This is a genomic window from Microbacterium capsulatum, assembly GCF_030865425.1.
In the GTDB taxonomy this organism is placed as follows: domain Bacteria; phylum Actinomycetota; class Actinomycetes; order Actinomycetales; family Microbacteriaceae; genus Microbacterium; species Microbacterium capsulatum.
In genome coordinates, this window is the sequence record NZ_JAVFCB010000005.1 from 290,502 (window position 1) to 308,158 (window position 17,657).

19 protein-coding genes and 1 tRNA gene are annotated in these 17,657 nt (G+C 72.5%); 10 read left to right on the forward strand and 10 right to left on the reverse strand.

The window, feature by feature from the left end:
- Positions 1–83: 83 nt before the first annotated feature.
- From RBR11_RS10935 to RBR11_RS10950, 4 genes are all read right to left on the reverse strand, one after another.
- Positions 84–902 (reverse strand): ABC transporter permease, encoded by an 819-nt coding sequence (locus RBR11_RS10935; RefSeq protein WP_308489360.1) that lies wholly within the window; start codon positions 900–902, stop codon positions 84–86.
- Positions 899–1,915 carry an ABC transporter ATP-binding protein gene (locus RBR11_RS10940; protein WP_308489362.1) on the reverse strand — a complete coding sequence of 339 codons (1,017 nt, stop codon included), beginning with the start codon at positions 1,913–1,915 and terminating at the stop codon, positions 899–901. The genes RBR11_RS10935 and RBR11_RS10940 overlap by 4 nt, the downstream gene beginning before the upstream one ends.
- A gap of 88 nt (positions 1,916–2,003) precedes the next feature.
- Positions 2,004–2,888 carry a permease prefix domain 1-containing protein gene (locus RBR11_RS10945; protein ID WP_308489363.1) on the reverse strand — a complete coding sequence of 295 codons (885 nt, stop codon included), beginning with the start codon at positions 2,886–2,888 and terminating at the stop codon, positions 2,004–2,006.
- Between the two features lie 4 nt (positions 2,889–2,892).
- Complete coding sequence (locus RBR11_RS10950; RefSeq protein WP_308489364.1) at positions 2,893–3,234, reverse strand: PadR family transcriptional regulator; 342 nt, start codon at positions 3,232–3,234, stop codon at positions 2,893–2,895.
- A gap of 109 nt (positions 3,235–3,343) precedes the next feature.
- On the opposite strand from RBR11_RS10950, the gene ispF reads away from it, so the two are divergent.
- The 4 genes from ispF to rlmB all read left to right on the forward strand — a co-directional run bounded on the left by ispF (position 3,344) and on the right by rlmB (position 8,267).
- Positions 3,344–4,666 (forward strand): 2-C-methyl-D-erythritol 2,4-cyclodiphosphate synthase, encoded by a 1,323-nt coding sequence (gene ispF, locus RBR11_RS10955; protein ID WP_308489365.1) that lies wholly within the window; start codon positions 3,344–3,346, stop codon positions 4,664–4,666.
- An 86-nt stretch (positions 4,667–4,752) separates the two neighbouring features.
- Entirely contained in the window at positions 4,753–5,730 is a 978-nt protein-coding gene (locus tag RBR11_RS10960) for a zinc-binding dehydrogenase (protein WP_308489366.1), read from the forward strand.
- A gap of 103 nt (positions 5,731–5,833) precedes the next feature.
- On the forward strand, positions 5,834–7,267 hold the full coding sequence (gene cysS, locus RBR11_RS10965) for a cysteine--tRNA ligase (protein WP_308489368.1): 1,434 nt from the start codon (positions 5,834–5,836) through the stop codon (positions 7,265–7,267).
- Positions 7,260–8,267 carry a 23S rRNA (guanosine(2251)-2'-O)-methyltransferase RlmB gene (gene rlmB / locus RBR11_RS10970; RefSeq protein ID WP_308489369.1) on the forward strand — a complete coding sequence of 336 codons (1,008 nt, stop codon included), beginning with the start codon at positions 7,260–7,262 and terminating at the stop codon, positions 8,265–8,267. Before cysS ends, rlmB begins: the two co-directional genes overlap by 8 nt.
- A gap of 35 nt (positions 8,268–8,302) precedes the next feature.
- Here the strand turns inward: rlmB and RBR11_RS10975 are convergent, their stop codons facing one another.
- Positions 8,303–9,103, reverse strand: coding sequence for a DUF427 domain-containing protein (locus RBR11_RS10975; protein WP_308489370.1), 801 nt, complete (start codon positions 9,101–9,103; stop codon positions 8,303–8,305).
- A gap of 129 nt (positions 9,104–9,232) precedes the next feature.
- Between RBR11_RS10975 and RBR11_RS10980 the strand changes: the two genes are divergently transcribed.
- Positions 9,233–9,874, forward strand: coding sequence for an NAD(P)-dependent oxidoreductase (locus RBR11_RS10980; RefSeq protein ID WP_308489371.1), 642 nt, complete (start codon positions 9,233–9,235; stop codon positions 9,872–9,874).
- 117 nt (positions 9,875–9,991) lie between these two features.
- Here the strand turns inward: RBR11_RS10980 and RBR11_RS10985 are convergent, their stop codons facing one another.
- Both RBR11_RS10985 and RBR11_RS10990 read right to left on the reverse strand, forming a co-directional pair.
- Complete coding sequence (locus RBR11_RS10985; protein WP_308489372.1) at positions 9,992–11,296, reverse strand: DUF4032 domain-containing protein; 1,305 nt, start codon at positions 11,294–11,296, stop codon at positions 9,992–9,994.
- Positions 11,297–11,402: 106 nt separating this feature from the next.
- Entirely contained in the window at positions 11,403–12,503 is a 1,101-nt protein-coding gene (locus tag RBR11_RS10990; protein WP_308489373.1) for an ABC transporter ATP-binding protein, read from the reverse strand.
- A gap of 298 nt (positions 12,504–12,801) precedes the next feature.
- On the opposite strand from RBR11_RS10990, the gene RBR11_RS10995 reads away from it, so the two are divergent.
- Both RBR11_RS10995 and RBR11_RS11000 read left to right on the forward strand, forming a co-directional pair.
- The gene (locus RBR11_RS10995; protein ID WP_308489374.1) at positions 12,802–13,764 is read left to right on the forward strand and encodes a DsbA family protein; all 963 of its coding nucleotides are present in this window, start codon (positions 12,802–12,804) and stop codon (positions 13,762–13,764) included.
- A gap of 33 nt (positions 13,765–13,797) precedes the next feature.
- Positions 13,798–13,873: transfer RNA gene (locus RBR11_RS11000), tRNA-Thr, on the forward strand.
- Positions 13,874–13,897: 24 nt separating this feature from the next.
- On the opposite strand, the gene RBR11_RS11005 is transcribed toward RBR11_RS11000, so the two are convergent.
- Positions 13,898–14,548, reverse strand: coding sequence for an SOS response-associated peptidase family protein (locus RBR11_RS11005; protein WP_308489375.1), 651 nt, complete (start codon positions 14,546–14,548; stop codon positions 13,898–13,900).
- An 81-nt stretch (positions 14,549–14,629) separates the two neighbouring features.
- Between RBR11_RS11005 and RBR11_RS11010 the strand changes: the two genes are divergently transcribed.
- Positions 14,630–15,634 carry a DMT family transporter gene (locus RBR11_RS11010; protein ID WP_308489376.1) on the forward strand — a complete coding sequence of 335 codons (1,005 nt, stop codon included), beginning with the start codon at positions 14,630–14,632 and terminating at the stop codon, positions 15,632–15,634.
- An 81-nt stretch (positions 15,635–15,715) separates the two neighbouring features.
- Here RBR11_RS11010 and RBR11_RS11015 read toward each other — a convergent pair whose 3' ends face one another.
- Both RBR11_RS11015 and msrB read right to left on the reverse strand, forming a co-directional pair.
- A complete protein-coding gene (locus tag RBR11_RS11015) occupies positions 15,716–16,249 on the reverse strand; it encodes a nitroreductase family protein (protein ID WP_308489377.1) in 534 nt (177 codons plus the stop codon).
- Complete coding sequence (gene msrB, locus RBR11_RS11020; RefSeq protein ID WP_308489406.1) at positions 16,246–16,611, reverse strand: peptide-methionine (R)-S-oxide reductase MsrB; 366 nt, start codon at positions 16,609–16,611, stop codon at positions 16,246–16,248. The genes RBR11_RS11015 and msrB overlap by 4 nt, the downstream gene beginning before the upstream one ends.
- Positions 16,612–16,746: 135 nt before the next feature.
- Between msrB and RBR11_RS11025 the strand changes: the two genes are divergently transcribed.
- Both RBR11_RS11025 and RBR11_RS11030 read left to right on the forward strand, forming a co-directional pair.
- The gene (locus tag RBR11_RS11025) at positions 16,747–17,004 is read left to right on the forward strand and encodes a DUF3263 domain-containing protein (protein ID WP_373889792.1); all 258 of its coding nucleotides are present in this window, start codon (positions 16,747–16,749) and stop codon (positions 17,002–17,004) included.
- 70 nt (positions 17,005–17,074) lie between these two features.
- Positions 17,075–17,656 (forward strand): LytR C-terminal domain-containing protein, encoded by a 582-nt coding sequence (locus RBR11_RS11030; protein ID WP_308489378.1) that lies wholly within the window; start codon positions 17,075–17,077, stop codon positions 17,654–17,656.
- Position 17,657: the final 1 nt, after the last annotated feature.

Below are 17,657 nucleotides of genomic sequence, written 5' to 3' on the forward strand. Positions count from 1 at the left end.
CTCGTACGAGAAGGGGTGGACGCCGTGCGGCGTCCACCCCTTCTTCGCGCCTCCGTGGCGATGCGACCACGCCGGCGGCGCGATCAGATCGAGCGCTGGTAGCTGCGGATCGCGCGCAGCGCCCAGGCGAACGACAGCGCCGCGAGCAGGGCGAGGCCGCCGGCCTGCCACCACCCCTCGGCCGGGTACGCGCCGCCGAGACCGCCGCGCCCGAGCTCGACCGCCCAGGTCATCGGGTTCCACCGCGACACGTTCCGCACCCACTCCGGCATCGCCGCGGCGGGCATCATCGTCGTGGACAGGAAGGTCGCCGGCAGCACGATCAGCTGGGACAGGCTGATCAGCGCGATCTGACTGCGCGCGGTGAGTGCGACCGCGGTCGACGCGCAGCAGAAGATCGTCGCCAGCAGCGTCGCGACGCCGAGCGCGACGAGCATGCCGCCCGCGCCGCCCGGGTACCCGGCCCCGCCGAGCCAGCCGATCCCGACCACGACGAGCGACTGCAGCACGTTGATCACGAGCTGCTGCAGGAGCTGACCGGCGATGATCGCCGAGCGCTGCACGGGCGAGGTGAGGTACTGGTCCATCACGCCGGAGTCGATGTCGTCGATGTAGCCGGTGCCGGCCCAGGCGCCCGAGTACAGCACCGTCATCATCAGGATCCCGGGAACCAGGTAGTCGATGTACCCGTGTCCGCCGAACTGCGGGAGCGCACCGAGGGTGCGGAACACCTGCCCGAACAGCAGGATCCAGATGACCGGCTGGATGAGGCTCATGACGGGCCCCCACGCCTGACGGATCGAGACGATCGACCACCGGCGCAGGACCTGGCCGGTCTGAGTGAACCAGCCCGGGCGCGCCGGTGCCGGGGACAGGGCGGGGGAGAGAGCGATCGCGCTCATGCCGCGACTCGTTCCAGGAGGGCGTCCGCCGGGGCGTCGCCGAAGGTGTGGCCGACGAAGTGCAGGTACACGTCGTCGAGGGTGGGATGGGACGCCGCGACCTGGCCGTAGCGGATCCCGGCGCCGTCGAGGGCGGCGATCACGGCGCCGACCGCGGAGGCGGCGTCGTCGGTGCGGGCGATGAGGAGTCCGTCGACCCCGGCGGCCTCGACGAGCACGTCGCGCAGGCCGGGGACGGTGGCGACCGCCCGGCGTACGGCGACCGGATCCGGCTCCACGAGCGTGACCCTCACGGCGTCGCCGTGCAGCGCGGCCTTGAGCTCGTCCGGGGTGCCCTGCGCGACGGCCCGGCCGCGGTTCACGAGGAGGAGCTCGTCGGCGAGCCGATCCGCCTCCTCCATGTAGTGCGTGGTCAGTACGACGGTCAGCGCCTCCTCGCCGGACAGGCGCCGGATCTCGGACCACATCGCCGCACGGGCCTCGGGGTCGAGGCCCGTGGTGGGCTCGTCGAGGAACAGCACCTGCGGGCGGTGCACGAGCGCGGCGGCGACGTCGAGGCGACGGCGCATGCCGCCGGAGAACGTGCGCACGGGGCGCCGGGTCGCGTCGGCGAGGCCGAACTCGATCAGCAGCCGGGCGGCGCGCTCCCGGGCCTCGCCGCTGCCGAGGCCGCGCATGCGCCCGGCGATCCCGAGGTTCTCGGTCGCGGTGAGGTTCGGATCCGTCCCGGTTCCCTGCGAGACGTAGCCGATCGCGGCGCGGACGGCGCCGGAGGCATCCGCGACGTCGTGGCCGGCGACGCGGGCGCGGCCGGCCGTCGGCCGCGACAGGGTGGTGAGGATCTTGGTCGTGGTGGACTTGCCGGCGCCGTTCGGGCCGAGCAGGCCGAAGACGCGTCCGGCCGGGACGGCGAAGCTCAGACCGTCCAGGGCCCGGACGGCGGGCCGTCGGCCGCGGCCGCGGTACTCCTTGACGAGGTCGTCGGCGACGATGGCGTTCTGTTCTGCGGGCATGACGAGCATCCCTTCGGTTCTCAAGGGCTTTCTGCGGTGTGCGGAGGATCCGCTCCGTCGAGGTGTCGGGACCGGATCCGGAAACCGGCTAGCGGCGATCGCCGCGGCGCGGTGCGAAGAGCATGCGGGCGAGGAGCAGCATCATGGCGGCCAGCCCGCCGACGAACGCCACCGGCGCCCACCACCAGCCCGCCGTGAAGACGAGCACGACCATGACGGCCAGGGTCGTGAACCAGAGCACGGCGACGTAGATCCCGAAGCGGGCCGCGGTCTCCGGCTCCTCCTCGAACCGGTTCGGCGGCATGTGCGCGGCGGCTCCGCGCACCCACGCCTTGTGCCGGTTCGTCTGGGTGGCGCCCAGGTAGGAGAACAGTCCGATCGAGGCGACCAGGAGGACCGCGGCGAGGACCACGAGCCACAGCTGGTCGAGCGCGAGGGCGAACGCGCCGCCCAGGGCGAGGGCGAGGAGGGTCCCGCCGGTCGCGAGGCCGAAGCCCGTCGCCCGCAGTACGGGCAGCGGGTGATTCGCCGTGGTCTCCTGGGTGAGCGCGTCGCCGGTCACCACGCCGAGGGCGACGGCGACGAGCGCGCCGAGGCCGAGCACGCCGCCGGTCGGGGCGGGGTGGGCGAGGACCGCGAGCAGCACGAGCCCGAGGAGCGCGGCCGCGGCGACCAGGCTCAGCACGACGGTCCGCACCACGAAGCCGGGGTTCGGCCGCACGTGGTGGCGCGCGGCGAGGGCGCTCATGCCCGCGGGCTCGGTCGGGCCGTTCTCGTCGAGGAGGTCGCGCACATCGCCGAGGTCGGCGACCGCCTGCCGCGCCGCCTCCTGCGGGGCGACGCCTGCGGCGACGAGCTCGTCGACCTGCGCGGTGAGGTTCGCGCGGATCTCCTCCTTCAGGTCCTGCGCGGCCGGGGTCATCTCGATCCCGGCGAAGGCCTCGTCCAGGAGGCGGTGGATGTCCGTGTTCATGAGTTCAGTCCTTCGCGTCCAGAAGCGTGTCGATCACGCGGCGGGTGGCGACCCAGGCCGCGACGTTGCGCCGGTACACCGCGCGACCCGCGTCGGTGATCCGGTAGTACTTGCGACGGCCGCCCTGCGTCTCGTCGCCCCAGTACGACTCGACCAGTCCGTCCTTCTCCAGACGGCGGTAGGTCGCGTAGAGGGTGGCCTCCTTGATCTCGTGGTCGCCCCCGGTGGCGTCCCGGATCGTCTTGTAGATCTCGAAGCCGTAGCGATCCCCGCCGCGGAGCGTGCCGAGCACGATCGTGTCGGTGTGCCCGCGCAGCAGGTCCGCGGAGAAGGCGTCATCGTTCATGTCAAGTACTGTATCAGATCAAGTACTGATTGTGGCAAAGAACTTTTCCTGATGCGGTTCGCGCCGACGGGATCGGGAGCGCCGCGGATCCGGGCGCTAACGTGAGAGCGTGACCGACCTCCTTCCGCCGCTCGCGCGTACGGCCGTGATCGTCGTGGCCGCCGGGTCCGGCACCCGGCTCGCCGCCGGCGCCCCCAAGGCGTTCGTGCCGCTGGACGGCCGGACGATCCTGCAGCACGCCCTCGACGGCGTCTTCGCGGCGGATCCCGCCCAGGTGGTCCTCGTCGTGCCCGCCGGACGCGAGGACGAGGCGCGCACGATCGCCCGGTCCTCCGGTATCGCCCAACCCTCCCGTGTCGCCCGGTCCTCCCGTGTCGCCCCGTGGTCTGCGCCGACCCCACTTCCGCTCGCTGGTCGCGAATCGTCGCCATCGGGGGCGAATGAGGGCGTGTCGCGACCAGCGAACGGAGGGGGAGAGCGGGTTCCCGTCGCGGTCGTGGTCGGCGGGGACACTCGACAGGGGTCGGTGGCGGCGGGCCTCGCCGCGCTCGCCGACGACATCGACATCGTGCTCGTGCACGACGCGGCCCGGGCGCTGACCCCGTCCGCCCAGATCACGGCCGTCGCCCGGGCAGTGGTCCCGGGCGCCGGGGTCATCCCCGCGCTGCCCGTCGTGGACACGCTCAAGCGCGTGCACGGCGCCGACGTCGTCGCGCCGGTCGACCGCTCCGAGCTCGCGGCCGCGCAGACGCCGCAGGGCTTCCCTCGCCGTGAGCTCGAGACCGCGTACGCTCAGGCCGCACAGCAGGGCATCGAGTACACCGACGACGCCGCGCTCTTCGCCGCGGCCGGGGGAGCGGTGCGGCACGTCCTCGGATCCGACGAGGCCTTCAAGATCACCACCCCGCACGACCTGGAGCGCGCCCGCATGATCCTGGACAGCACCGCGGGGTCCGTCGTCCCGCGCATCGGCATCGGCACCGACGTGCACGCCTTCGCCGAGGGCGGCACGCTCCGACTGGCCGGCCTGGACTGGCCCGGCGAGCCCGCGCTCGAGGGCCACTCCGACGGAGACGCCGTCGCGCACGCGATCGTCGACGCCCTGCTCGGCGCCGCCGGGCTCGGCGACATCGGCCAGCACTTCGGCACGGCGCACCCGGAGTACGCGGGCGCGCACGGCGACGTCTTCCTCGCCCGGACCGCCGAGATCCTCGCCGAGGCCGGGTTCGCGATCGGAAACGTGTCCGTGCAGTTCCAGGGCAACCGGCCGCGGTTCAGTGCGCGCCGCGGCGAGGCCGAGCAGGCGCTGTCGGCGGCCCTCGGCGGCGCCCCCGTCGCGGTGTCGGCGACGACCACGGACGGACTGGGCTTCCCCGGTCGCGGCGAGGGCATCGCGGTCACCGCCGTCGCCCTCGTGCACGCCGTCCGCTGAGACGGATCCGCAGCCCGCCTCTCGGATCCGTGCCTACGCTGGAGCCGCGGCCATCCGCCGCATCCGCCGTCGTCGAGAGGTCTCCCATGCGCGCACTCGTCCACTCCGTCTTCGGTGATCCCGCCGAGGTCCTCTCCGTCCAGGACGTCCCGCTGCCCGAGCCGGGGCCGGGGCAGGTGCGGCTGCGGGTGCTCCTGGCCACGGTGCACAACCACGACCTGCTCACGGTGCGCGGCCTGTACGGCTTCAAGCCGGAGCTGCCGGCCCGCGCCGGCACCGAGGCGGTCGGCATCGTGGACGCGGTCGGCGAGGGCGTGGATCCGGCGCTCGCGGGCCGCCGGGTCACGGTCGGCGGGGCGTTCGGCAGCTGGGCCGAGTACGTGCTCGCCTCGGCCGCGGCGCTCATCCCCGTGCCCGACGACGTGCCCGACGAGCAGGCGGCCCAGCTCGCCTCGATGCCGTTCAGCGCGATCGGCGTGCTGGACTCGCTCGGGCTGCAGCCGGGCGACTGGATGATCCAGAACGCGGCCAACGGCGCGGTCGGGCGTATGGTCGCCCAGCTCGCGGCGGCCCGTGGGGTGCGCTCGGTCAACCTGGTGCGCCGGGGTGCGGGGATCGCCGAGCTCGCCGCGCAGGGCGTGGGCGACGTCGTCGCGACCGACGCCGCGGACTGGCAGGACCGCGTACGGGCGCTCACCGCCGGCGCGCCGATCCGCGCCGGCATCGACGCGGTCGGGGGCGACGGGAGCGGGCAGATCGCGGCCATGCTCGGCGAGGGCGGGCTGCTCGTCGTCTTCGGCGCGATGTCCTCCGGGACGATGCGGATCGCCTCGGGCGACGTGATCTTCAAGCAGCTCACCGTGCGGGGCTTCTGGGGGTCGAAGGTGGCCGCCGCGATGCCCGCCGAACGCCGTCGTGAGCTGTTCGGAGAGCTGCTCACCCGGCTCCGCGACGGCGCGCTCACCCTCCCGGTATCGGAGATCCTCCCGCTCGAGGACGTCGGCGCGGCGTCGGAGGGGACCTTGAAGGCCGGGCGCGAGGGCAAGATCCTCCTGCGCCCCTGACCTGCCTCCGGTCTCGAGGAGCGATGTCCGCCCTGCCGGACCCGGATCCGGAGCGGACATCGCTCCCCGAAAACGTGCGGATCCGCACCGGTAGTCTTGAGCGGTGACGATCCGCCTCCATGACACGCGCGCGCAGGAACTGCGCGACTTCGTCCCGCTCGACCCCTCGAACGTGACGATGTACGTGTGCGGACCCACCGTGCAGTCCGGCCCGCACATCGGGCACGTGCGGGCGGCGCTGAGCTTCGACCTGCTGCGCCGCTGGCTCGAGCTGCGGTACGGCCGCGTCACGTTCGTCCGCAACGTCACGGACATCGACGACAAGATCCTCGCGAACGCGACCGACGCGGATCCGTGGTGGGCGCTCGCCTACCGGATGGAGCAGGAGTTCTCCGCCGCGTACGCCGCGGTCGGGATCCTGCCGCCCACGTACGAGCCGCGCGCGACCGCTTCCGTCCCGCAGATGCAGGAGCTCATCGAGCGCCTCATCGACCGCGGGCACGCCTACCCGGCGGCCGACGGATCCGGCGACGTGTACTTCGACGTGCGCTCCTGGGCCTCCTACGGCGAACTCACCCGCCAGTCCGTCGACGCGATGGAGGCGGCGGAGGACGCGGATCCGCGTGGCAAGCGCGCCCCGCAGGACTTCGCCCTGTGGAAGGGCGCCAAGGCCGGCGAGCCCGCCGACGCGACCTGGGCCTCGCCCTGGGGCGCGGGCCGCCCGGGCTGGCACATCGAGTGCTCGGCCATGTCCCGGCGCTACCTCGGGCCGGAGTTCGACATCCACGGCGGCGGCCTCGACCTGCGCTTCCCGCACCACGAGAACGAGCTCGCCCAGTCCACCGCGGCCGGCGACGGCTTCGCGCGGTACTGGGTGCACAACGGCCTGGTCACGGTGAACACGCAGAAGATGTCGAAGTCGCTCGGAAACTTCACCCTCGCCGACGATGTGCTCGCGCGGCACGATCCGCTCGTCGTCCGCTACGCGCTCGCGGCCGCGCACTACCGGTCGAGTCTCGACCTCTCCGACTCGTCGTGGACCGAGGCGGAGGCGGCGCTGGGCCGGATCCGCACGTTCCTCGAACGGGCGCAGCGGACGGCCGGCACCGCGACGGGCCCTTCGACGGGCTCGGGGACCGCCGCGGAGGAATCCATTCCGGTCGTGTTCGCCGCCGCGATGGACGACGACCTGGGCGTGCCGCAGGCGCTCGCCGTGCTGCACGAGACCGTGCGCGCCGGCAACGCCGCGCTCGACAAGGGCGCGACCGACGAGGTCGCCGAGGCGGTCGGCGCGGTGCGGGCGATGACCGCGGTGCTGGGCATCGACCCGCTCGCGCCCGAATGGGCGTCCACGGGCGCCGACACGAAGACCACCGTCGCCCTGGACGCGCTCGTTCAGGCGATGATCGCCCAGCGCGCCCAGGCGCGCGCCGACAAGGACTGGCCCGCCGCCGACCGCATCCGCGATGCGGTCGCCGCCGCGGGCATCACCCTGGAGGACACTCCAGACGGAACTCATTGGAGCATCGATGGCTAAGCCGAGCAGGCCCGGAGCGGGCAACAGCAAGAAGAAGGGCGCCACCAAGGGCACCGGCGGCAACGGCCGCAAGGCGCTCGAGGGGCGCGGGAACACCCCGAAGGCCGAGGACCGCGCCTGGCACGTCGCCGGCAAGCGGAAGGCGGCGCAGGAGCGCTACGCCGCCGCGGGCGGCAAGGGCCGCATCGGGCAGAAGCCGCAGGGCGGCTCGAACCCGAACCGCCGCGTGACCAGCTCGGCGGCCTCGAACGACACCGAGACCGTCACCGGGCGCAACTCCGTGCTCGAGGCGCTGCGCACGAAGATCCCCGCGACGACCATGTACATCGCCCAGCGCGTGGAGATGGACGACCGCGTCAAGGAGATGCTCGCGATCGCCCGGCACCGCGAGATCCCGGTGCTCGAGGTCACCCGTCAGGAGCTGGACCGGATGGCCGGCTTCGACGGCGTGCACCAGGGCGTCGCCCTGAAGGTGCCGCCCTACGAGTACGCGCACCCGCAGGATCTGCTCGAGCAGGTCATCGACCGCGGCGAGACGCCGCTGTTCATCGCGCTCGACGGCATCACGGATCCGCGCAACCTCGGCGCGATCATCCGCTCCACCGCCGCCTTCGGCGGGCACGGCGTGATCCTGCCGCAGCGCCGCTCGGCGAGCGTGAACTCCGCCGCCTGGAAGACGAGCGCGGGAGCCGCCGCGCGGGTGCCGGTCGCGCTCGCCGCGAACCTCACGACCATGCTCAAGGAGTTCAAGAAGCAGGGCGTGTTCGTGCTCGGCCTCGACGGCGGCGGCGACGTCTCCCTCCCGGCCCTCGAGCTCGCGGACCGTCCGGTCGTGATCGTCGTCGGATCCGAGGGCAAGGGCCTGTCGCGCCTGGTCACCGAGACCTGCGATCAGATCGTCTCGATCCCGATCTCCGCGGCCACCGAGTCGCTGAACGCCGGCATCGCGGCCTCGGTCGCGCTGTACCAGGTCAACACCCTGCGCGCCGCGCGCGTGTGACCCGCTCGAGAACCGAGGTCGTCTGATCGCTCCGGTCAGCCGACCTCGACCGTGACCCGGTCGTCGTAGAAGCACAGCATCCCGCCGATCGGGGCGCCGTCGTGCAGGGGCGTCTCGTACGACCAGGCCACGTCCGAGATGACGCGGTCGCCGAGCGCCGTGCTCCAGTACGACGCCGTGCCCTTGTACGCGCACACCGTGCGGGAGTCGCTCGGCACGAGCAGATCCATCCGCACGTCCGCACGGGGGATGTACCACCGGTCCTGCAGATGCGTCTCCCGGAGCAGGACCGGCCGGGTCGTCTCGGCGAGCACGACATCGCCCGTGCGGACGACGACGTGCTGGTCGGAGGCGAGACAGTCGATCCGCTGGAACGGGTCGTGCGGGTGCCCGACCACGACCTCGTCCTCCTCCCGCCACTCGTCGAACGCGCGCCAGTCGAGCAGGGCGTGCGCGGAGAGGGCGGGATCGTCCGGGACGAACGCCGCACCCGCGAGCACCGCGCCGGAGGGCAGTCGCAGCGACCACGCCGTGCCGGTCGTGCTGTGCATCGCGAACGGATTCCGCGGGGTGAGCACACCGGGCAGCCGGTCGGCCGGGACGAACGGCTCGCCGTCGACGAGCTCGGCGTCCAGATCCGCGATCGGGACCGCATACTGCGCCACGACCCGGCCCGGCTCCCAGACGATCCGGGTGTCGCGGGAGTCGGCGACGGCCCGCCCCTCCGCGAACGCGCGCACCCGGCGATGCGCTCCCGCCCAGCGCAGCCGCCCGGTCAGGCGACGCTGCTGCCGCTCCATGTCGATCGCGCCGGCCTCGGTCCCGTCCATGCCCATGCTGCTGTCCTACTCCGTCGCGGGTCGCGACGCCAGGGTCGATGACGCCGGATGCGCGGATCCGGAATAGCCGCGAGTCCGGGATCCTTGCACCTGTCGTACCCGGTCCAGGAACGGAAGGAAACGCGCATGGCCCGCATCGTCGTCATCGGAGGGACCGGATACGCCGGTCGCTACATCGTCCAGGAGGCTGTGAGCCGCGGCCACGAGGCCGTCTCGGTCTCGCGCTCGGTCCCCGACGCGCCCGTCGCCGGCGCCGGGTACGTGCAGGGATCCGCGCTGGACCTGGACGGCCTGAGCGACGTGCTCGACGGTGCCGACGTGGTGATCGAGTCCCTCTCGCCGCGCGGCGACATGACGGATCTGGCACTGGACGCGGTGCGCGCGCTCATCGAGAGGCTCGGCGACACGTCGACCCGGCTCGGGGTCGTCGGCGGCGCGATGGGCAGCCTGTCGCAGCCGGGCGGCCCTCGGCTGTGGGATCTCGGCGTGCCCGAGGAGTACCGTCACGAGGCGCAGTTCGGCATCGACTCGCTCGAGCTGCTCGAGCAGGCGGATGCCGGACTGGACTGGTTCCTGGTCCACCCGGCCGAGAACTTCGGGCCCTGGGCCGAGGGCGAGCGCACCGGCCGCTACCGCGACGGCGGGCCCGTCGTCGTCCGGGCCGCCGACGGCAGCTCCTCGATCTCCGGCGCCGACTTCGCGGTCGCGATCGTCGACGAGATCGAGAACCCGCAGCACCGCCGGGAGAACTTCGCCGTCGGCTACTGAGCGGCGTTCTCATCGGTCGTCGAGCGAGCCGCAGGCGAGACGAAACGCGGTTTCCCGCCGGATCGCCGCGTTTCGTCTCGGCCGCTCCGCTTCCTCGCTCAACGACCCCGAGGGCGCTCAGACCAGGTCGCGCCAGTCGATGTCGGGATCCTCGTCGTCCAGCGGAACGGATCCGGTGATCACCGGCAGCGACATCGTCTCGGTGGGCGGTCCCATGATCGTGGCCTCGTCGCGGCGGTGCCGCAGCACGTCGTTGATGTACGACGTGAGCACCTCGGCGAGCGGGACCGAGCGCCCGTCGGCCTGCGACATGTACCAGCGGTGCTCGAGCACCTGGTGGAACACCTCGGCCGGTTCGAGCTTGGCGCGCAGGTCGTAGGGGATCGCCCGGACGACGGGCTCGAACACGCGTGTGAGCCACTCGTGCGCGTACATCTCCTCGTCGGCCCAGTTCTTCGTGGAGCGGGCGCGGAACTCGTCGAGATCGTTCAGCAGCCGCCGGGCCTGGTTCTCCTCGACGTCGAGTCCGGTGAGGCGGATCAGCCGGCGCTGGTGATGCCCGGCGTCGACGACCTTCGGCTCGATCTCGACCCGGGTGCCGTCGGCCGTCGTCTGGATCGACATCTCGCCGATGTCGAACCCGAGCGCGTTGAGCCGCTCGACGCGCTCGGTGATCCGCCACGCCTCGCCCACGGCGAAGGACTCGTGCTCGGTGAGCGCGGCCCACAGCGACCGGTACGACGACACGATCCCGTCCGCGATCGCCACCGCGTCCACGCCGCGCTCGAGCCGCCCGCCCGCGGCGAGGTCCATGATCTCCCCGGCGATGTTCGTGCGCGCGAGATCCAGGTCGTAGGCGCGCTGCCCGTCCGTCAGGCCCGACTCGTGCAGCTCGCCGGTCTCGGCGTCGACGAGATAGGCCGCGAACGCCCCGGCGTCGCGGCGGAACAGCGCGTTCGAGAGCGACACGTCGCCCCAGTAGAAGCCGACGTTGTGCAGCCGGACGAGCAGCAGCGCGAGCGCGTCCACCAGGCGGGTGGCGGTGTCGGGGCGCAGGACGCGCGTGAACAGCGCGCGGTAGGGCATCGAGAAGCGCAGGTGCGACGTGACGAGCGCCGCCGGCAGCGGAACGCCCTTGCCGTCGCTGCGGCCGGCGATCACCGCGACCCGGGAGACGCACGGCACGTCGAGCCGGGCGAGGTTGCCGAGCATCTCGTACTCGCGGCGGGCCATCTCCTCCGTCGTCTCCTTCACAGCGACCACCTGGCCGGAGAGGTCGGCGAAGCGCACAAGGTGCCGGGACAGGCCCTTCGGCAGCGACACGATCACGGTCGACGGCCACTTCGCAAGCGGCTGCGCCCACGGCAGCGAGAGCAGCCCGGGATCCACCGCGCTCGCGGTGATGGTCAGTGCGTCCTTCATGGGAGCCTCGAGACGTCGGTGCCGGCGGGGAGCGGATCAGACGACGACGCGGCGCGAGGGTCAGCCCCCGCGCCGCGTCGCGTGTGTCAGGAAGGATCCGCCGTGATCAGGAGACGATCGGCTTCGTGTTCAGGCGCTCGCCCGAGGACAGGTCGAAGGCGTGCACGTGGCCCGGGTTCGCCGCGAGGGTGACGGTCTCGCCCGCGTTCGGGTGGTTGCGGCCGTCGACGCGTGCGACGAGGTCGTTGCGCTTGCCGTTGATCTCGGTGTGGCCGTAGAGGTAGCCGTCCGCGCCGAGCTCCTCGACGAGGTCGACGACGACGGAGAGGCCCCTGCCGTCGGCCGGGCCGACCGTGATGTCCTCGGGGCGCACGCCGACCGTGATCTGCGAGCCGGTCGCGCCGCTGACGGTCTCGCGGTCGAGCGGGACCACCTCGGAGCCGAACTGCACGCCGCCGTCGGTGAGGTCGGAGGCGAAGAGGTTCATCGCGGGCGAGCCGATGAACCCGGCCACGAACACGTTGCTCGGGTTCTCGTACAGGTCGCGCGGCGAGCCGACCTGCTGGAGCAGGCCGTCCTTGAGGACCGCGATCCGGTCGCCCATGGTGAGCGCCTCGGTCTGGTCGTGGGTGACGTAGACGGTGGTGACGCCCAGGCGGCGCTGCAGCGACGCGATCTGGGTGCGGGTCTGCACGCGGAGCTTGGCGTCGAGGTTCGACAGCGGCTCGTCCATGAGGAACACCTGCGGCTGGCGGACGATCGCTCGGCCCATCGCGACGCGCTGGCGCTGACCGCCGGAGAGCGCCTTCGGCTTGCGGGTGAGGTACTGCTCGAGGTCGAGGAGCTTGGCCGCCTCGAGGACGCGCTGGGCGCGCTCCTCCTTGCCCACGCCCGCGATCTTCAGGGCGAAGCCCATGTTCTCGGCGACGGTCATGTGCGGGTACAGCGCGTAGTTCTGGAACACCATCGCGATGTCGCGGTCCTTCGGCGGGACGTCCGTGACGTCGCGCTCGCCGATGAGGATCCGGCCTGCGTTGACCTCTTCGAGGCCGGCCAGCATGCGCAGCGAGGTGGACTTTCCGCAGCCGGAGGGGCCGACCAGAACCAGGAACTCGCCGTCGGCGATCTCGATGTTCAGCTTGTCGACCGCGGGGCGGGTGCCGCCGGGGTAGAGGCGGGTGGCTTCGTCGAAAGTCACGGTTGCCATGGGTCTTCTCCTTCACCGGCAGGTACGTGCCGGACGATCCGTAGTGAAAAAGCGACGGGCGCGAACCCGGCGTGGCCCTCCATCGGGCCGCGATCAGTATGACATGTCCTCGTCTGAGGAGTCCAGGATCCGGTGAAACGCTTTCCGAGGCGTCGCCCGGAAGCCGGTGCTCTCGCAGGGTCCGACCAGCGCCCGTCTGGGATTTTCTCAGTCTGCCTGGCTAGCATCGAACCCGTGCCGTGCCGCGCATTCCGCGGACGGAAGGGGGTCGCCCGCCCCCGAGGAATCAAGAGGAACGATGTCGAGCGACGAAACGCCGAACGCCCCCACGCCCCCGCACTCGCGTGCGGCGGTCCGGGAGAAGGCACAGCAGGTCAACGCACAGCAGTCCCGCGTCCGCATCATGCGCCGCGTGCTCATCGGACTGGTCGCGGTGCTCGTGGTCGGAGCCGCCGGCGGCGCCGTCGCGTGGGCCGTCGGATCCGCCGTGTCGAAGCCCTCGCTGAGTCCCTCGAACATGCACGATGACGGCGTCGTCGTGTCGAAGGCCGACCTCACCGTGGCCGCGGGCCCCGCCGCGACCCCGACCGCCTCGCCGACGCCGGCGGGCACCACGGCCCCGGCCTCTCCCGCCCCGTCGCCGACCGCATCGGCCGGCGCCGTGGACATCCACATCTACGTCGACTACCTGTCGCCGGGCGCCGGCGAGTTCGAGCGCGCGAACGCGAAGCAGCTCGCGACCTGGATCGACCAGGGCGCCGCGACCGTCACCTACCACCCGGTGGCGCTGCTGACCGCGAACTCCAACGGCACGAAGTACTCGCTGCGCGCCGCGTCCGCCGCCGCGTGCGTCGCCTCCTCGCAGCCCGACGTCTTCTACGCGTACAACCACGCGCTGCTGGCCGACCAGCCCAAGCTCGACAGCGACGGCAAGACCGACGCCGAGCTGGCGACCCTCGCCGACGCGAGCGGCGTCAAGGACTCCAAGGGCGTGCGCGACTGCATCAGCAAGTCCTCGTACGCGTCCTGGGTCAAGGACGCCACGACGCGCGCCCTGGACGGCCCGCTGCCCGGCTCGAAGAAGCTCGTGCTCACCGGCGCCCCGACGATCGTCGTGAACGGCCAGGCCTACGCCGGCTCGCTCACCGACGCGGCCGAGTTCTCGCAGTTCGTGCTCTCGGTCGCCAGCGACGCCTACTACGGCACGCCGGGCCCGACCCCGGTGCCGACGCGGACCGCCACGCCGACCCCCGCGTCGTAAGTTGCTACCCTGGGAGCGGCTCCGGCCACTCTCGCCTCCTTAGCTCATCTGGTAGAGCAGCGGCCTTGTAAACCGCAGGTGGCCGGTTCGAGTCCGGCAGGGGGCTCCATCTCCGCGGATCCGCGGATCCCGTTCAGAAGAGCCGTTCGCTGCCCTTGTCGTCGGCACGCGGGGTCGCGGCGATGCGGTCGGCGATCGAGCCCGAGGCCGTCAGGGCCTCGTCGATGAGCTCGCGGGACGGGGCGCCGGCGAGCCAGTCCGCCCCGAACGAGGCCGGCAGCACGACGGGCATCCGGTCGTGGATCCCGGCGAGCCGGTCGACGGCCGGCTGCATCACGATCGAGTAGCAGGTGTACCAGGATCCGTCCTCCGCCCGCCCGCGCTGCGTCACCGCGGCCATGCCGAACAGGGCCTCGTCGAGTCCGAACTCGTGCCACTGCTTGGACGGCTTCTGCATCTCGAACCAGCCGGTGGCCGGCACGATCGCCCGCCCGCGCAGCGAGCCGGGACGGTCCTGCAGGCGCTCGGACCGGGTGTTGATCGACGGGAACTTCGACGGGCGTCCGTCGACGAGGAAGCCCCACCAGGCGAGTTCGACGGCCGGGGCCGCCTCGCCCGGAACGACGATCGGGTTCAGGTTGCGCAGGATCCGTCCGGTCGGCCGCAGGGTCTCGTCGGCGTTGCCCTGCGCCCACGCCCTGATCCCCTCCAGCAGCTCGTGGTCGGCGTCCTCCATCAGCTCCTGGTCCTTGAACCGGGGATCCAGTCCGTAGCTCGCGCACATGTCTGGAGCGTACCTCCGGGTGCCGACACTGCGGTCGGTTCCGCGTCATCCGACGCCCACGGGCATCGTTAGGCTCGTACGGTGAGCGCGCACGACCGACCCCGACGACGCGGAGCGACCGCGCTGGCCCTCGGCGGTGCCGTCGCGATCGGCGCGATGACCGCGATCCAGGCGCGGGTGAACGGCCAGCTCGGGGTCCGCATCGACAACGGCATCCTCGCCGGACTCGTCTCGTTCGCGGTGGGGCTCGTGCTGCTCGGCGTGCTCGTCGTCCTCACCCGCTCCGGCCGCGCCGGCGTCGGGCGGCTGTGGGTCGGGATCCGCGAGCGCCGGGTGCCCTGGTGGATGCTCGTCGGCGGCGCCTGCGGCGCGCTCACGGTGTCCACCCAGGGGCTCGTCGCAGGCATCCTCGGCGTCGCCCTGTTCAGCGTCGGCGTGGTGGCGGGGCAGACGCTGCACGGTCTCGTCCTGGACCGGATCGGGGTCGGGCCGGCCGGCGTCGTGGCGATCACCTCGGGGCGGCTGCTCGGCGGTCTGCTCGCGCTCATCGCGGTCGGCGTCTCCCTGGGCGGCGGGGTGCTCGATCGCGCGCCGCTGTGGATGCTGGTGCTGCCGTTCCTGACCGGCGCGGGTATCGCGCTGCAGTCCGCCGTGAACGGACGGCTCGGTCAGCGCATCGCCTCGCCGCTCGGAGCGACGTTCATGAGCTTCGTCGGCGGCGTCACGGTCCTCGCGATCTCCGCCGGAATCAGCATGCTCGTCAAGGGCGCCCCCGCGCCGTTCCCGGCCGAGCCGTGGCTCTACGTCGGCGGGCTGCTCGGGGCCGCCTACATCCTGCTCGGCGTCGTGATCGTGCCGCGCACCGGGGTGCTGCTGATGGGGCTCGGCGCGGTGCTCGGCCAGCTGGTCGTCTCGGTGCTCATCGACCTCGTCTGGCCGCCCTCGGCGGGGCCCGCGGCCTGGCAGGTCGCGATCATGGTGATCGCCGCCGTGCTGTCCGTCGTCGTCGCGCTGCCGTGGCGGATCCGCTCCCGATCCCGTGAGCGACGCCGGAACAGGCGATCACGCGAGAACAGGCCGTCGTGAACCCGATCCGCCTGATCGCGCGCGTCCGCCTGATCCGGCGCGCCCGTCGCGGCACGGCCCGCAGGCCGCCTCGGCGACCGGTCAGCGCGGCAGCGCGGTGAGCAGCGGCTCGGGGTCGACCGTGCGCCGGCTGCCGGGGGAGCGGCTCGGCTTGCCGCCCACGTACAGCCAGCCGAGGAGCGCCTCGTCCGGCCCGAGCCCGTGCAGGTCCGCGACCTCGGGGCTGCGGGTGTAGTCGCCGGTGCGCCAGATGACGCCCCAGCCGGCCTCGTCCAGCAGCAGGCTGAGCATGTGCGCGACACCCGCCGCGACCGCCTCCTGCTCCCAGCGCGGCACCTTGTCGCTGGAGCGGTAGCTCGCCACGACCGCGATCAGCAGCGACGCGCGCAGCGGCTTCGCCGATGGATCCGGATCCCCGCGCACGACGGAGATCGCCTCGCCGAGGCGGACGCGGTCGTCGCCGCGCAGCTCGATGAGCCGCCACGGCTGCAGCGCGGAGTGATCCGCGACCCGGCCGGCCGCGGCGATCAGCGGGAGCAACTCCTCGCGGCTCGGTGCGTCCGGCGTGACCTTGGACCAGGACTGCCGGGAGCGGACGGCCTCGAGGGCGCTCATGCGGCGCTGTCGTCCGGCTGGAACGACAGCGCGATCGAGTTCATGCAGTAGCGGTCGCCGGTCGGCGTGCCGAAGCCGTCCGGGAAGACGTGGCCCAGGTGCGAGCCGCAGTTCGCGCAGCGAACCTCGGTGCGAACCATGCCGAGCGTGGTGTCCTCGATGAGCTCGACCGCCTCGGGGCGGACGGACTCGTAGAAGCTCGGCCAGCCGCAGCCGGAGTCGAACTTCGTGCCGCTGCGGAACAGCTCGGCCCCGCACGCGCCGCAGGTGTACAGCCCCGCGCGGTGCTCGTCCAGCAGCTCGCCGGTCCACGGGCGCTCGGTGGCGGCCTCGCGCAGCACGGAGTACTGCTGCGCATTCAGCTGTCTTGGTCACGCAGTGCGACATGGATCCTCCCAGGGGTCTGGACCATTCTCCCGCGTTTCCGGTGCCGCGGGGGCGCGGCGGCGCCGCGAGCCGTCCGGGGGAGCCTGCGGGCTCGACGTACCCTGGAGGACGTGACGGATCTGCTCGGCGACCGCGACCGCGTCGTGCTCGCCTTCGAGGCGCGCTGGCCGGGGCACTCCAGCGCGAAGGAGCAGGCGATCCGGGGGGAGCTCGAGCTCACGCCCGCGCGCTACTACCAGCTGCTGGGCCGGGTGATCGACTCGGAGGCGGCGCTGGTCGAGGATCCGATGCTGGTGCGCCGCCTGCGCCGCCTGCGGGACGATGCGGCGCGGCGTCGCACGGGGCGCACGGCAGTGTCCTCGCGCTGACCGGACCGGTGCCCGGGCTGCGCGCCGCCCCCTCAGGAGGTTACGGGTTCGCTCCGGATAACATCGTGGAATGCCTGCACCCGAGCGCGACCGATTCGACGTGATCCCGCATGCGCAGGGACGTGTCGGCGCCCACCGCGCCGAGAATCCCGGAATGCGCGGATGGTTCACGTTGCTCTGGGCCACGATCGCGACCGTCGTGCTGATCGCCGTGGGCATCTTCGCCGCCATGTTCGCCATGGGCAAGTTCGGCACCGAGGCCGGCGGGCCGATGCCGTCCGCCTCGCCGAGCGCGTCCGTGAGCAAGCCCGCGCTGGACACCTCCTACGCGGTGTTCGTGCTGAACGGCACCACGGCGACGGGGCTCGCGGCCTCCACCAGGGACTCGATCGTGAACGCGGGCTTCCCGGCCGCGGCCGTGGCGGCCGCCGACGCGGACGAGCAGAGCTTCCCGGTCACGACCGTGTATTACCAGGCCCCCGCCGACAAGAGGGCCGCGGACGCTCTCGCGGCCCTGATCGGAGCCACGAAGACCGCGCAGAGCAACGTCTACTCGAACGACGTGGTGCCCGATCAGAAGCAGCTGACGGTGGTGCTGGGCCTGGACAAGGCGAAGGGCACGCCGACCGCCGCGCCGACGCCCACGCGCTGAC

What these genes read in the sequence shown, in the direction of transcription:
- RBR11_RS10935 (WP_308489360.1), bottom strand. Translation starts at nt 902, where the DNA reads ATGAGCGCGATCGCTCTCTCCCCCGCCCTGTCCCCGGCACCGGCGCGC.
- RBR11_RS10940 (WP_308489362.1), bottom strand. Translation starts at nt 1,915, where the DNA reads ATGCCCGCAGAACAGAACGCCATCGTCGCCGACGACCTCGTCAAGGAG.
- RBR11_RS10945 (WP_308489363.1), bottom strand. Translation starts at nt 2,888, where the DNA reads ATGAACACGGACATCCACCGCCTCCTGGACGAGGCCTTCGCCGGGATC.
- RBR11_RS10950 (WP_308489364.1), bottom strand. Translation starts at nt 3,234, where the DNA reads ATGAACGATGACGCCTTCTCCGCGGACCTGCTGCGCGGGCACACCGAC.
- RBR11_RS10960 (WP_308489366.1), top strand. Translation starts at nt 4,753, where the DNA reads ATGCGCGCACTCGTCCACTCCGTCTTCGGTGATCCCGCCGAGGTCCTC.
- rlmB (WP_308489369.1), top strand. Translation starts at nt 7,260, where the DNA reads ATGGCTAAGCCGAGCAGGCCCGGAGCGGGCAACAGCAAGAAGAAGGGC.
- RBR11_RS10975 (WP_308489370.1), bottom strand. Translation starts at nt 9,103, where the DNA reads ATGGGCATGGACGGGACCGAGGCCGGCGCGATCGACATGGAGCGGCAG.
- RBR11_RS10980 (WP_308489371.1), top strand. Translation starts at nt 9,233, where the DNA reads ATGGCCCGCATCGTCGTCATCGGAGGGACCGGATACGCCGGTCGCTAC.
- RBR11_RS10985 (WP_308489372.1), bottom strand. Translation starts at nt 11,296, where the DNA reads ATGAAGGACGCACTGACCATCACCGCGAGCGCGGTGGATCCCGGGCTG.
- RBR11_RS10990 (WP_308489373.1), bottom strand. Translation starts at nt 12,503, where the DNA reads ATGGCAACCGTGACTTTCGACGAAGCCACCCGCCTCTACCCCGGCGGC.
- RBR11_RS10995 (WP_308489374.1), top strand. Translation starts at nt 12,802, where the DNA reads ATGTCGAGCGACGAAACGCCGAACGCCCCCACGCCCCCGCACTCGCGT.
- RBR11_RS11005 (WP_308489375.1), bottom strand. Translation starts at nt 14,548, where the DNA reads ATGTGCGCGAGCTACGGACTGGATCCCCGGTTCAAGGACCAGGAGCTG.
- RBR11_RS11015 (WP_308489377.1), bottom strand. Translation starts at nt 16,249, where the DNA reads ATGAGCGCCCTCGAGGCCGTCCGCTCCCGGCAGTCCTGGTCCAAGGTC.
- RBR11_RS11030 (WP_308489378.1), top strand. Translation starts at nt 17,075, where the DNA reads ATGCCTGCACCCGAGCGCGACCGATTCGACGTGATCCCGCATGCGCAG.